Below are 13,668 nucleotides of genomic sequence, written 5' to 3'. Positions count from 1 at the left end.
CTCCTTATACTGCATGTGTATTTATTCTAGTACGAAATAATCTCTATTAATGGTAATATAGTATATCATAGAATCTGATGAAATTATACTTTTCTCTAAAGAGGAACATCCCGTTCAGGCATATGAGGAGAAACTTTTTTTTGATTATATTATAGTAAAAGGGAATTGAAATCCGCCTATGACGAGGGGTGATTTACTTGCGTATCATTTTGTTCGATGGCATATGCAATTTTTGCAATAATAGTGTCCGGTTTATCATCAAGCGTGATGCAAGAGGGGCATTTCGATTTGCCTCGCTACAAAGTGAGACAGGACAGAAGTTATTAGAGAAGCATAACATACCTAAAACGACGGACAGCTTCGTATTGGTTGATGGGGATCATGCTTCCATTGAATCAACAGCAGCCTTGAAAGTATGTTCTGAACTGATTTGGCCATGGAAAATTTTCGGTCTGTTTCTCGCCATTCCGAAGCCTTTAAGAGACAGCATATACAGGATTATTGCAAGAAATAGATACAAATGGTTTGGGAAACAGGAATCATGCATGATTCCTTCAAAGGAAATTCGGGAACGATTCATAGAATAAGCACAATTGAACTGGGAAATAGGATGAGGAAAAGAATCACACAAATTGAATAGACCCTGGACGAGTTCCAGGGTCTATTTCCCAATTAAACAATAAAAGTCTTACTCATTTTGAATCGTTTTAACGGACACCTTTCTTCCTGAACGGGGTCCATCGAATTCACAAAGGTATATACCCTGCCAAGTCCCCAATAATAGATCACCATTTGACACGATGATCGTCTGACAATGGCCGACGGTACTGGTTTTCAAATGCGCAGCTGTATTTCCTTCACCATGAAGATCTGACGTGTGGTTCCATGGGTAAAGTTCGTCTAATCGGCGAATGAAGTCGGTTTTCACATCGGGATCGGCATTCTCGTTTACCGTGATACCGGCTGTTGTGTGTAAGGACTGCACCGCCACAAGACCTTCTGTCATTCCAGACCGGTTAATGATGTCTTGTACGTAACGAGTAATGTCGATCATTTCATCACGCTTCTTGGTATCAATGGTTAATGTTTTGATCATAATTAAACCCTTCCCTTATTAGACCTATTCGTTTACATTCCACAATAGGTCCAAGTTAAAACCTGTTTTTATTAAGGGGGACACGGCCGATGACGTTGGCCACATTGTCCTCACCTATTTGTTCTAACGTAATCTCCGTTACCTCCGTATGATAGCTTTCCCTCCAATCCTTATACTTTTTAAGGGCAGTGATATATTCTTCTCTGTTTCCTGGCCGTCCAAGTGTGATGTGGGGCGAGTATGTAAAATGGGGATCCCGATAAGGCGCCAGTATTCCTTTATACAACTCATCATGTAATTCTATAAGAAAGTCGTTGCCTTTTTTTACATTCAAGAATAAAAATTCCCCGCCGAAACCTGTCACATCCTTTAAGGTCAGGCTGAATGGAGAAATATGCTTCGCTACTGATTCTATATGAGCCAGTATTTCACTTTGGGGAATAAAAGATTCAAAAGGAAAAACGAGTGTAATGTGGGGAGGGATTTTATCCGACAGAGGGTCATATCGGTTTCTGATCTCCTGGATTTTCTCAACTGAATGAAATGAAGGGAAGATATGGATTGCTCTTTTCATCATGATGCTCCTTTACTGGCAAGGTGATTCTTGACTTTCAATGAGTGTATACGATGTGCGATCGAATGATGCCCTGAAACATCTTCCTTCTTTTGTTTTATAGAGAGCCTTATAGATTTTTCCTCGGCTCTTTGTGGTATGGGTCTGAATGATTCCCACAACGGTCGAATCCGGTGCCACCGTACGAATGGAGGATTGAATACTGCTGTGCAAAATACTCCGTTTGTATCCGTATACCACAATGACAAAAGCTATAAGAAAGATGAACATCCACCTTAATCCCATTAATAAAAATGTCTTTTTCACGATTCAGCCCCCATCTTCCTTATAGCTATTTCTTTCATTTTTTTCGAATGCTTCCCTAACGTAACTTTTCGTATAGACGCTTGGCCAGAGATAGGGCCGCTTCATTATCTCCATGGAGACAAATCGTGTCTGCCTGGATGGGCACGGTTTTCCCATCAATGGAGATCACCTCTTGTTTTTCTACCATCCGAAGAACTTGTCTTTCCACTTCATCCCCGTCATGAAGGACAGCATGAGGAAGAGAGCGGGGAGTTAATGTACCATCGGATTGATAGGCACGATCGGCAAATACTTCATGTGCCACATGCAAGCCGACTTCTTCACCAGCCCTTGTAAGTTCACTTTGTGAGAGGCCGAATAAAGTGAGGGTGGGGTCAAGGTCGTAAACGGCTTCAGCAATCGCTTTAGCCAATGTGAAATCCTTTGCAGCCATATTGTATAAGGCTCCATGTGGTTTTACATGTGAAAGTTTCCCGCCTTGCGATTTTATAAAAGCATATAATGCCCCTATCTGGTATTGAATGAGAGCATAAGTCTCTTCAGGCGAGATGTGCATCATTCTTCTTCCAAATCCCTGGATGTCTGGCAGCCCGGGATGCGCCCCCATTTTCACTTGATGCTTCAATGCGTTTGCAACAGTTTGTTTCATCACCAGGGGATCTCCCGCATGAAAACCGCAAGCGATATTGACGGATGTAACATAGTTCATCATTTCTTCATCTTTTCCTATCGTATATGCACCAAAACTTTCCCCTAAATCACAATTTAAATCAATTTTCATTTTTTCATCCTTTCGAGCATGAGAATGTATTGTAACATTCTGAATTCTTCTTCATGATATCATAAAAGTATGTCCATTTGTCTGTTCGGGAAACAGTCTGTTAATAAAAACATGAATTTTCTCATCAAATTTTAATCTTGTTTTAATTGAGTTCACTTTTTCAGGCGTTACAATGAATCTTGCTTATGAATAAGGATTTATCACTCCCTAAACAGAATGAAAGTGGGGTAGCTTTCTAATCTGTTTAAATCTTTATTATGTAAGACCCATTCTAATTTCTTTCCTTTGAAGACAAAAGCCTTGCTGAAGCTTTTGTCTTCTTTTTTTGTATCTATAGAATCAAAAAAATAGACAGGGAAGTTGTTCTCCGCCTGTCAGTGGTTATGTTGCCCGTTATTGGGTTTTAGTTTCATTTTATAGAGCCATTCTTTCATTTTTCCTGCATTTCTTTTCCTCTCTGGCCGATTCTCCATAATCCTGGTTCGTAACAGGTAATAAACCAATTCTTCCGACAGGACGATAAGGATAAAGAAAGAAACAATCACCACGATCCAAGTCATACATTTCTCCCCCTTTTGCTTTCTAACTATGTTTATGGATATATCTACCACATTATGAAGAGAATGAAACATTATATGGAATAACAAACAGAGTAATGCAGATGATTATAATATAATTATGTAAATTGGTTTATCTCTTAATGAAAACTCACCTTTTTCTCATTTTATTTTAATGATACAGGAGGAAAATGAGGGTAGTGATAAAAGGGAGGTTAGAACCATGTGGATTCGAATTATTCCTATTTTATTTTTCAGCTTTACGGCAATAACATTAATGACGTATCAAGGCATTGAAATATTCCATGCCCTAAACGATTTTATTTTCAACAAAAATAAATTAAAATAAAGGGTATTAAGATTTAGAGCGGGTGATTGTGTGAAAAGAATCTTAGTCATTGAAGATGAAAAAAATCTATCCCGATTCATTGAATTGGAACTGAAATATGAAGGATACGAAGTCGGCCTGGCCTATGACGGGAGAGATGGTCTCGATCAAGCCCTAAACGAAGAATGGGACATCATCCTCCTTGACCTGATGCTCCCCGGATTGAATGGATTGGAAGTGTGCAGAAGAATCAGGCAGGTCAAAGCCATCCCGATCCTGATGATTACGGCAAGGGACAGCGTAATGGACCGGGTATCAGGGCTTGACAGCGGGGCGGATGATTATATCGTCAAACCCTTTGCTATTGAAGAGTTGTTAGCAAGGCTAAGGGCTGTGTTCAGGCGCGCCGTAAAAGAGGAAGCTACACAACAGACCACGTTTCATTATCGGGATATCATCGTATACAAGGAATCCAGGCAAGTTTTTAAGCTTGAAGATGAAATTGACGTAACCAAACGGGAGTACGACCTTTTACTTGCTTTTTTAGAGAACAAGAATATTGTGTTGACCCGTGAAGTCCTCCTCAATAAAGTATGGGGTTACGACACTGAAGTAGAAACGAATGTTGTAGATGTCTACGTAAGGTACTTAAGGAATAAAATAGATTCTAAAGACGAAGAGAGTTATATCCAGACCGTCCGTGGGACCGGCTATGTGATGAGAACATGAATACATTCATCAATCGCCTTAAGCCTTCTTCTCTTAAGGTGAAGTGGGCATTAGCAGCCGGGTCAGCTATATTCCTTGCCTTTTTTTTATTCAGTTTTTTTCAATATCATGCCATTAATAAATGGATGATTGATGAAGAAGAAAGTAATTTCGGCCGGGTCTTGGATGAAATTACTGTCTTCTTTAAACAGAGAGGGAACGATATCCAGCTCCAGGACATTTATGATAGCCGGGATCTAATGAAACAAATAGCCGAAAAAGACCAGACGATACGGATATTGGATCGTCATGGGGAACAAGTATTGGAAATCAGGGGTGAAAATGAGTCTGCCTTCTATGTACCATTTCAACCTGTCAAAGATAAATCCGTGGAACTTATAGAATCTGAAGGAAAGAAAATGCTCATTGGGCGTTCACCCATCAAATCAACTCGATTTAATGGATATGTAGAAATCATACAGCCATTGAACCGTTATGAAAACATCATGAAAAATCTTTTTTGGATGATGACAATTACGGGTATCCTTGCTCTTCTGATTAGTGCGGTCATAGGTTATTCTATGGCGAAAAGCTTTGTCCGCCCATTGAATAAACTTTCTGAAACAATGAGGTCCATCGAAAGAAAAGGATTTCACGAAAGAGTAGAGATTGTTAAGGCCCATGATGAAATCAGTGACTTATCTCAGATCTTTAATAAAATGATGAGTCAGATCGAAAAATCGTTTCAACAGCAACAGCAATTTGTGGAGGATGCTTCACATGAATTGAGAACACCCATTCAGGTACTTGAAGGGCATCTTGCATTATTGAATCGTTGGGGGAAAAAGGATCCAACCATACTGGAGGAATCTTTACAAGTATCATTAGATGAACTTGAGAGAGTGAAGCGGCTTGTAGGTGAATTGTTGGAGCTTTCCAGAGCGGACCGGGAAAAATTCGATTTGGAAAATGCCAGGGCAAATGTTCAGAAAATAGTGGATAAAGTGATGAGGGACTTTAGGTTTCTTCATCAGGAATACACTTTTTCTTGTTTTGATGATTTAAACCACGAAGCGGTGGTAACCATCATGCCGAGGCACTTGGAGCAGATCATGATCATCCTGTTGGATAATGCCGTGAAGTATTCTGATGAACATTCGACCATAGAAGTGAAGCTAATGGACTCTCAGGAAGACGTTATCATCGAAGTCAAGGATGAGGGGATTGGTATTCCTGAAGAAGATCTTCCGAAAATATTTGACCGCTTTTATCGTGTGGATAAAGCAAGAAGCCGCGAGAAAGGTGGATACGGGCTGGGACTCGCCATCGCTTCGAAGTTGGTCCAAAACTATGAAGGTGACATCACGGCCAGTGGAAACCATCCTGATGGGACCGTCATTCGCCTATCCCTTAAACAAATCCATTGAATTTACAGATAGACGTCTCAATATTTTTCTGAGACGTCTATTTCTGTGTACTGCATGTCAATGCTTTTAGGGATTTTCAGTTCCAGGATCCCTTCTTTATATTGAGCGACAGCACCTTTTTTCTTTACCAGACAAGGGAGGGTGATCACTTGTCTTTCCTCACAGCCGGGTATGTTCTCAATGATTGCCTGATTTGACGTGTGAAAAATCTTCAGATGCTTCATCCACTCCTCATTCGGTACCTGGAAACGAATATAGATATCTTCAAAGGTTTCGAACACACTGGTAGGAATGGCGGAAGTAGATCTGGATTCTTCCTCGCGTTTCGTTTGCTGCCCCTGATTGCCCATCGGATTCATAAAGGATTGTGCCCCATTCATCATATCATTCGGATTCATCATGCTATCCCAACCGTCAGGAAACATCTTTTTCATCATTCCTTGAATATAGTTATCCATTTCTTTAGGGTTCATTTGATTCATTTGATCTTTCATGTTTTTATTGAAAGGGAATAAACTCCATGGGAACATGTGAACCACCTCACTTTAAACATAGTAAATAACCCTTTTGTTTCCTTCTGGTTCTATCCTATGCATTGGGTGGGCGATGAGTTCATTTTTGGAGATGCAAGAGGATGTTGCGACTGAAAAAGCTTTGTCTATGACTCTATAAACATAGAACTAAACAAAAAATCGTAGAAAATGACAAAAAATATTTGGTTTTTTTAGGTAACAGTAGTAAGATGGTTTATGAAAAAAGTACCCTGACATAGGGATACAAGAAGGTGAAAGAGAAAGCGCTTAATAAAATATTATTTCAGAATAGTCGTTATACGGAAAGGTTTTCATGTAAAATATTATGGGAATATAAGTAATATTCGCATTATACGTACGGAAAACAAAATTTTGAGAAATTTGTTATAAAGACTTTATCTTACTACTGCACAGTGATAAAATATCCTTGTAAGCGTTTTTATGTATTAAAAATTACTATTCTTGCATAATGAATACCGTTGATTAAATTGTAAGAATACATGATACCCAAATTATACTAACTGGCAAAATAGTTGGAGGTTTTTCACAATGAAAAAGCAATCTGCAAAAGGGGAACCGTGGCAATCGTTTTACGGACCAAACCTTGGTTATGTAATGGAGGTTTATGAACAATTCCTTGAAGATCCATCAGAAGTAGATCCTGAATTAAAGGAATTATTCGAACAATGGGGGCCTCCCACCGTTGAAGACGTAAAGGTGATCGCGAGCGCCCAACACGGTGATTCATCGTTTACACTGCCCGAACAGCCTACTGCATTGAGTAAAATGGTGGCTGCGGTTAAATTAGCAGATAATATTCGTACATATGGTCACTTAGCTGCGGATATTAATCCCCTGAATGACCGGAATAAGGATACAAGAAGAATTGAACTTTCTGAGTTTAATCTAACAGAAGAAGATTTAAAGCAAATACCTGTTGATTTCTTATGCCCTAATGCACCTTCTCATATAAAAGACGGTCTTCAGGCCATTCAGCACTTAAGACAGGTTTACACAAATAAGTTGGCATTCGAATATGCTCATGTTCATGAGCTTGAAGAGAAAAATTGGTTAAGGGAAAAGATAGAGTCGGAATCCTATTTCCCTCCACTTTCTAAAGAAAAGAAAATTTCGTTATTAAAGCGTCTTGCCCAAGTGGACGGATTTGAGAAATATGTTCATCGTACCTTTGTTGGTCAAAAGCGCTTCTCAATTGAAGGATTGGACACGATGGTTCCATTACTGGACGAGATGGTTCGTTATTCTGTTGAATCAGGTGCTAAAACCGTCAATATCGGAATGGCTCATCGAGGACGTCTGAATGTTTTGGCACATGTCATCGGGAAACCATACGAAATGATCTTCGCAGAATTCCAACACGCTCCGAGTAAGGACTTAATTCCTTCTGAAGGATCAATCGGCATCACATTTGGATGGACGGGAGACGTTAAGTATCATTTGGGGGCAGACCGTGAAATTTCTCCACAGCAGTCACCGACAGCCCGTGCACGGGTGACGCTTGCCAACAACCCGAGTCACTTGGAAGTTGTCAGTCCGATCGTTGCAGGGTACACACGTGCAGCCCAGGAAGTCCGTGAAGATAAAGGCTATCCTGAGCAGTCTCCTGAAGCATCATATGCAGTCATGATACATGGAGATGCTGCCTTCCCGGGTCAAGGTGTCGTTGCCGAAACGTTAAATATGAGTCAACTGCGCGGATACAATACAGGTGGATCGATTCACCTCATCGCCAACAACATGATTGGTTTCACAACTGAAAGCCGTGATTCACGTTCGACAAAGTATGCATCGGATACGGCCAAGGGCTTTGAAGTGCCAATTGTGCATGTCAATGCGGATGATCCGGAAGCCTGTCTTGCTGCAGCAGTCCTTGCCTATGAATATCGTAAAACATTCGGTAAAGACTTTGTCATTGATTTAATCGGCTACAGACGTTTTGGTCATAATGAAATGGACGAACCGATGGTAACGAATCCATTGATGTATTCAGTCATTCAGGATCATCCAAATGTTAAGAAGATGTATGCTGACAAACTCATCTCAGAAGGTATCGTAACAGATGCTGACGTCGAGAAAATGGATACTGAAATCGAAGAAGAATTGAAAGCGGCGTATGAAAAAGTACCTGCCAAAGACGATGATCCCGATACGGTCCTTGCTCCACCAGAGTATGTTGCCAATGGCCTGCCTGAAATCAATACAAGCGTCGATTTCAAAAAGCTTGAAGGGCTGAACAGTGAATTGCTTCAATGGCCTGAAGGCTTTAATGTGTTCAAGAAATTAGAACGTATTTTAAAGAGGCGCAGCCAGGTATTTGAAGGAAAAGGAAAGATCGATTGGGCACATGCCGAGACTCTTGCCTTTGCATCCATCTTAAAGGATGGCACCCCAATACGATTGACTGGTCAGGACTCCGAACGTGGTACATTTGCTCAGCGCCATCTTGTACTGCATGATGAGAAATCCGGAGAAGAATATATTCCTTTACACAATCTTGAAGATAGTCATGCATCGTTTGTCGTTCTTAACAGCCCTCTTACAGAGACTGCGGTTGTTGGATATGAATATGGGTATAATGTCTTTGCTCCGGAAACCCTTGTTCTATGGGAAGCTCAATTTGGTGATTTCTCCAATATGGCACAAGTGATGTTTGATCAATTCATTTCAGCCGGTCGGGCGAAATGGGGACAAAAAACAGGTCTTGTCATGCTCCTTCCCCATGGATACGAAGGACAAGGTCCTGAACACTCAAGCGCTCGTTTAGAGCGATTCTTACAGCTGGGTGGGGAATATAATTGGACAGTAGCCAATTGTTCCACTGCAGGTCAGTACTTCCACATTCTAAGACGTCAGGCAGCCATTTTACAGAAGGAAGAAGTCAGACCTCTGGTTATTATGACACCGAAAAGCTTGCTGCGAAATCAATTTGCAGCGGTCACAGCCGAAGAGCTTGCCAATGGGGAATTCCATTCGGTCCTTGAGCAGAAGGGTCTTGGAGAAAACCAAGATGCGGTTGAGCGCGTTGTATTATGCAGTGGGAAAATGGCAATTGATCTAGAAGAAAAGCTTCAAGATATCGAGGATAAAGATTGGTTACATGTTCTTAGAATAGAAGAAATTTATCCTTTCCCTAAAGGAGACATCACATCTATCTTAGAAAGGTATCCAAACCTCAAAGAATTGGTTTGGATCCAAGAAGAGCCTAAGAATATGGGTGCTTGGACATTTGCAGAATCACGACTTCGTGATATAGCTCCTGACGGTGTGGAAGTGTACTATGTAGGACGTCGCAGACGTTCCAGTCCTTCAGAAGGTGAACCAACTGTACACAAAAAAGAACAATCACGAATTATTAACGAAGCGTTAACTCGATAAGAAAGAGGAGGACATCACAGTGGCAGAAATTAAAGTTCCAGAATTAGCAGAATCAATTACAGAAGGTACGATTGCACAATGGCTCAAACAACCGGGTGATTATGTTGAAAAAGGCGAATATATCGTCGAGCTTGAGACGGATAAAGTAAATGTTGAAGTCATTTCAGAAGAAGCAGGTACGATCCAAGAGCTAAAAGCAGATGAAGGGGATACTGTTGAAGTCGGGCAAGTGATTGCCATTGTTGGTGCAGGAGGAGAAGCTCCGGCCCCTTCCACTTCTGAAGCGAAGGAAGAAGCGCCTGCTTCAAAGCAAGAAGAGAAGGCAGAAAACACATCCGAAGAAGCGCCATCCAAAGAAGACAAAAAGAATCGTCCAATCGCTTCACCGGCAGCTCGTAAGCTAGCACGTGAAAAAGGCATCGACCTTTCTGATGTTCCAACAGATCCCCTTGGCCGTGTGCGCAAGCAGGACATTGAAGCCTACAGCAATAAACCGGCTGAAGCTCCTTCTAAACCTTCTGTGCAAGAGAAGAAGGCTCCTGCTAAGAAAGATGATGGAAAGCCAGTGGTACGTGAGAAAATGTCCCGTCGCCGTCAAACGATTGCAAAACGCTTAGTCGAAGTTCAGCAAACAGCTGCCATGCTGACGACATTCAATGAAATTGATATGAGTAAAGTCATGGAGTTACGTAAACGTAAAAAGGACAAATTCTTTGATGACCATGATGTAAGACTTGGTTTCATGAGTTTCTTTACAAAAGCAGTGGTAGCAGCGCTTAAGAAGTACCCTTATGTGAACGGTGAAATTGACGGGGATGAAATCGTCCTTAAGAAATTCTACGATGTCGGCGTAGCCGTATCCACGGATGATGGATTGGTTGTACCTGTCGTACGTGACTGTGAACGTAAGAACTTTGCAGAAATTGAAGGGGAAATCATGGAACTGGCTACTAAGGCCAGAAACAACAAGTTATCCCTTGGTGACCTGCAAGGAGGATCATTCACCATTACAAATGGTGGGGTGTTCGGTTCATTACTGTCAACACCGATCTTAAATGGACCACAGGTTGGAATTCTTGGGATGCATAAAATCCAACTTCGTCCTGTAGCCATTGATAAAGACACAATGGAAAATCGTCCGATGATGTACATTGCTTTATCATATGATCATAGAATCATTGATGGAAAAGAAGCTGTTGGATTCCTGGCAATGGTTAAAGACTTACTTGAAAACCCTGAAGATTTACTTCTTGAAGGGTAAGCAACTCTGATTGAATAATAATAGATGAATGTTTGGCTGATTCATATGACCCCTTGTGGTATATGAGTCAGCTTTTTTTTCACGTATTTTCACCAAATACATAAAATATGGTTAAATAAAATAAAGTTGCTTTTAGGAAACTTATGGACAATAATCGGAGAGGGTGGGGGAAATGAACGCTTATCACTCAAAAAAAGTGCTTTGGTACTCTTATTTATTCCATAAGATCGGACTTCTCGATCGCGATCAATTTAAGCAAATAGAGGAATATCATGGATTTAAAGTCGTAAAAAAAGACAGACTCAAATGAACTTGAGTCTGTCATCAATTTGTATCTCAGGGGGTGAGATAAGTTGATTTTCAATTTTTTTGTTTATTTAAAGCGTCAAGATTTCCTAAAAGGTTTCAATCCACGGTTACGAATTTCTTTCTTAAGAAGCGATATCCAGTCTTGATCATTCCCTTGTTTCTCAGCATCACGATAAGCTGCCACCAACTGTTCATTACTTAAGATTTTCATGACCAACCTCCCAGGAAATGTATAAAATATAGAATTTTCTATATTTTCTATTTATTCTACATAGAAAACATTCATTTGAAAAGTGTTTTTTCATAATTTCCGTCTAAAGTTGTATTTTTAGTTGTTTTGGTGAATTTGGTTTAAAGAAGACGTTTTTTGTCTATATAATCCGGTTATACCATGTAGGACTTGTTGGATTTTGTCGACAACGGGGCACCGACTATTTAACTTGTTTTTAACAGGTATGTGTTGATTAGTTTGAAAATTTAAATTTTTGTGATAATATACACGCATAAGGAACTGAAATTTCACCTCTTGAATCACTTAGGGTAGGTTCCAATTTATAAGGGGTCATAACAAAGGGGGAAAATCACTTGTCGGAGATTTTACACACTACAGTAGGGGATCTTCTTGAAGAAAAAGCACGTATTCAGCCGGACATTGAAGCGGTTGTCTATGCTGACAGGGGGTTGAGGTGGTCATATCACGAATTTAACCAATTGTGCAGACAGGCTGCAAAAGGCTTCATGAATCTTGGTATGAATAAAGGAGATCATATCGCCATTTGGGCATCAAACACCCCTGAATGGTTAGTGAGCCAGTTCTCCACCGGGAAAATGGGTGCAGTACTGGTCACAGTGAACACAAATTATCGAAGTGCTGAATTAGAATATTTGCTAAGACAATCTGACAGTCAGACCATTATTTTGATGGAAGAATTCAGAGGTGCGTCATATATAGACATGCTCTATGAAATCTGTCCGGAATTGAAATCTTCCGAGCCGGGGGAATTAAAAAGTGAAAAACTGCCTTTCTTAAAAAATGTGATTGTTTTAGGGAAGAATTCCTATCCGGGTACATATAGCTGGCAGGATATTATGGAGAAAGGGAAAGAAGTGGAAGATAAAGAGCTTGATGAAAGACTTTCCAGCCTATCTCCTCATGATGTCATCAATATGCAATATACGTCAGGGACGACAGGGTTTCCGAAGGGGGTCATGCTCACTCACTCCAATATCGTAAACAACGGGCATAATATTGCCGGATGCATGAGACTTGGTAATGAAGATCGTTTATGCATTCCAGTCCCTTTCTTTCATTGCTTCGGATGCGTGCTGGGGGTACTTGCTTGTGTTTCCGTAGGGGCCACAATGGTCCCGTTACAGGAATTCGATCCCCGTCAGGTCCTGAAGACGGTCCAGGATGAAAAGTGCACAGGCCTTCATGGAGTGCCTACCATGTTCATTTCCGAGTTAAATCTCCCGGATTTCGATCAATATGATCTATCCCATCTTCGCACGGGTATCATGGCAGGCAGTAATTGTCCGATTGAAGTGATGAAAGGGGTCATGGAAAAAATGGGAGCAGATGAAATCACGATCGCATATGGCCAGACTGAGTCATCCCCCGTGATCACCCAGACACGCACCCATGATCCGATTGAATTAAAGGTCGAAACCGTTGGGAAATCCTTGCCGAATGTCGAAGTGAAAATTGTAGAGCCCGGTTCAAATCGGGAAATTCCATATGGAGTCCAGGGAGAATTATGTACCCGTGGATATCACGTCATGAAAGGGTACTATAAGAATGAAGAAGCGACAAGGCTTGCCATTGACGATGAAGGCTGGCTCCATACGGGTGATTTAGCCGTTATGGATGAACATGGATATTGCAGGATAACAGGAAGATTAAAAGATATGATCATTCGAGGTGGTGAGAACATTTACCCGAGAGAGATTGAAGAGTTCCTCTATTCCCATCCTAAGGTGTTGGATGTACAGGTCATTGGGATTCCAGATGAGGTTTATGGTGAAGAGGTCATGGCCTGGATCATTCTGAAGGAAGGACAGACTGCGACTTCTGAAGAGATCAGAGAGTATTGCACCGGTAAGATTTCGCGGCATAAAATCCCAAGATATATTGAATTTACAGATTCCTACCCAATGACTGCCTCCGGTAAAATCCAAAAATTCCGATTAAAAGAGCAGGCGAAGCAAACCGCCATTCAAAAAAAGTAATTAAAAAATTGTAAGCGTTTCCCTGTAAAGTATGAGGATGGGACATAACGAAATCCAGTTCCTCTAAACATGGAAAATCAAACAATTAGTTAGGATCACACGTTAAACCGCTGTTAATTTCCGTGCAAGACTTCGCTTTCCTCGGACGGAAGGCAAGCCTCCT

The 13,668-nt window shown here is 40.9% G+C and carries 14 protein-coding genes; 7 read left to right on the top strand and 7 right to left on the bottom strand.

The window, feature by feature from the left end; genetic code table 11:
• Positions 1 to 197: 197 nt before the first annotated feature.
• Positions 198 to 587 (top strand): thiol-disulfide oxidoreductase DCC family protein, encoded by a 390-nt coding sequence (locus tag AC0VXY_RS12205; protein WP_475525403.1) that lies wholly within the window; start codon positions 198 to 200, stop codon positions 585 to 587.
• A 101-nt stretch (positions 588 to 688) separates the two neighbouring features.
• Here the strand turns inward: AC0VXY_RS12205 and AC0VXY_RS12200 are convergent, their stop codons facing one another.
• The 5 genes from AC0VXY_RS12200 to AC0VXY_RS12180 all read right to left on the bottom strand — a co-directional run bounded on the left by AC0VXY_RS12200 (position 689) and on the right by AC0VXY_RS12180 (position 3,317).
• Positions 689 to 1,096: a secondary thiamine-phosphate synthase enzyme YjbQ gene (locus tag AC0VXY_RS12200; RefSeq protein WP_475525402.1), complete on the bottom strand. Its 408-nt coding sequence runs from the start codon at positions 1,094 to 1,096 to the stop codon at positions 689 to 691.
• A 55-nt stretch (positions 1,097 to 1,151) separates the two neighbouring features.
• Positions 1,152 to 1,673 (bottom strand): 2'-5' RNA ligase family protein, encoded by a 522-nt coding sequence (locus tag AC0VXY_RS12195; RefSeq protein WP_435990490.1) that lies wholly within the window; start codon positions 1,671 to 1,673, stop codon positions 1,152 to 1,154.
• 9 nt (positions 1,674 to 1,682) lie between these two features.
• Positions 1,683 to 1,976, bottom strand: coding sequence for a hypothetical protein (locus AC0VXY_RS12190; RefSeq protein ID WP_475525400.1), 294 nt, complete (start codon positions 1,974 to 1,976; stop codon positions 1,683 to 1,685).
• Between the two features lie 55 nt (positions 1,977 to 2,031).
• Positions 2,032 to 2,757 carry a LamB/YcsF family protein gene (locus AC0VXY_RS12185; protein ID WP_475525399.1) on the bottom strand — a complete coding sequence of 242 codons (726 nt, stop codon included), beginning with the start codon at positions 2,755 to 2,757 and terminating at the stop codon, positions 2,032 to 2,034.
• A gap of 374 nt (positions 2,758 to 3,131) precedes the next feature.
• A complete protein-coding gene (locus AC0VXY_RS12180) occupies positions 3,132 to 3,317 on the bottom strand; it encodes a hypothetical protein (protein WP_435990493.1) in 186 nt (61 codons plus the stop codon).
• A gap of 376 nt (positions 3,318 to 3,693) precedes the next feature.
• Here AC0VXY_RS12180 and AC0VXY_RS12175 point away from each other — a divergent pair, with 376 nt between their 5' ends.
• The gene (locus AC0VXY_RS12175) at positions 3,694 to 4,371 is read left to right on the top strand and encodes a response regulator transcription factor (RefSeq protein WP_435990494.1); all 678 of its coding nucleotides are present in this window, start codon (positions 3,694 to 3,696) and stop codon (positions 4,369 to 4,371) included.
• Positions 4,368 to 5,777 carry a HAMP domain-containing sensor histidine kinase gene (locus AC0VXY_RS12170; protein ID WP_475525398.1) on the top strand — a complete coding sequence of 470 codons (1,410 nt, stop codon included), beginning with the start codon at positions 4,368 to 4,370 and terminating at the stop codon, positions 5,775 to 5,777. The genes AC0VXY_RS12175 and AC0VXY_RS12170 overlap by 4 nt, the downstream gene beginning before the upstream one ends.
• Positions 5,778 to 5,794: 17 nt before the next feature.
• On the opposite strand, the gene AC0VXY_RS12165 is transcribed toward AC0VXY_RS12170, so the two are convergent.
• Positions 5,795 to 6,307: an Hsp20/alpha crystallin family protein gene (locus AC0VXY_RS12165; protein WP_475525397.1), complete on the bottom strand. Its 513-nt coding sequence runs from the start codon at positions 6,305 to 6,307 to the stop codon at positions 5,795 to 5,797.
• A 552-nt stretch (positions 6,308 to 6,859) separates the two neighbouring features.
• Here AC0VXY_RS12165 and AC0VXY_RS12160 point away from each other — a divergent pair.
• The 3 genes from AC0VXY_RS12160 (at position 6,860) to AC0VXY_RS12150 (ending at position 11,277) form a co-directional block, all read left to right on the top strand.
• Positions 6,860 to 9,706, top strand: coding sequence for a 2-oxoglutarate dehydrogenase E1 component (locus AC0VXY_RS12160; RefSeq protein WP_435990497.1), 2,847 nt, complete (start codon positions 6,860 to 6,862; stop codon positions 9,704 to 9,706).
• A 19-nt stretch (positions 9,707 to 9,725) separates the two neighbouring features.
• Positions 9,726 to 10,967 carry a 2-oxoglutarate dehydrogenase complex dihydrolipoyllysine-residue succinyltransferase gene (gene odhB, locus AC0VXY_RS12155; RefSeq protein ID WP_435990498.1) on the top strand — a complete coding sequence of 414 codons (1,242 nt, stop codon included), beginning with the start codon at positions 9,726 to 9,728 and terminating at the stop codon, positions 10,965 to 10,967.
• A gap of 172 nt (positions 10,968 to 11,139) precedes the next feature.
• Complete coding sequence (locus AC0VXY_RS12150) at positions 11,140 to 11,277, top strand: hypothetical protein (RefSeq protein WP_475525396.1); 138 nt, start codon at positions 11,140 to 11,142, stop codon at positions 11,275 to 11,277.
• A gap of 75 nt (positions 11,278 to 11,352) precedes the next feature.
• Here the strand turns inward: AC0VXY_RS12150 and sda are convergent, their stop codons facing one another.
• Positions 11,353 to 11,487, bottom strand: coding sequence for a sporulation histidine kinase inhibitor Sda (sda, locus tag AC0VXY_RS12145; protein WP_034758885.1), 135 nt, complete (start codon positions 11,485 to 11,487; stop codon positions 11,353 to 11,355).
• Positions 11,488 to 11,870: 383 nt separating this feature from the next.
• Here sda and AC0VXY_RS12140 point away from each other — a divergent pair, with 383 nt between their 5' ends.
• A complete protein-coding gene (locus tag AC0VXY_RS12140; protein WP_475527863.1) occupies positions 11,871 to 13,505 on the top strand; it encodes an AMP-binding protein in 1,635 nt (544 codons plus the stop codon).
• Positions 13,506 to 13,668 lie beyond the last annotated feature (163 nt).

The organism is Rossellomorea sp. QJM3NY_18, from assembly GCF_056173145.1.
This window is presented reverse-complemented; position numbering and strand designations above follow the sequence as displayed.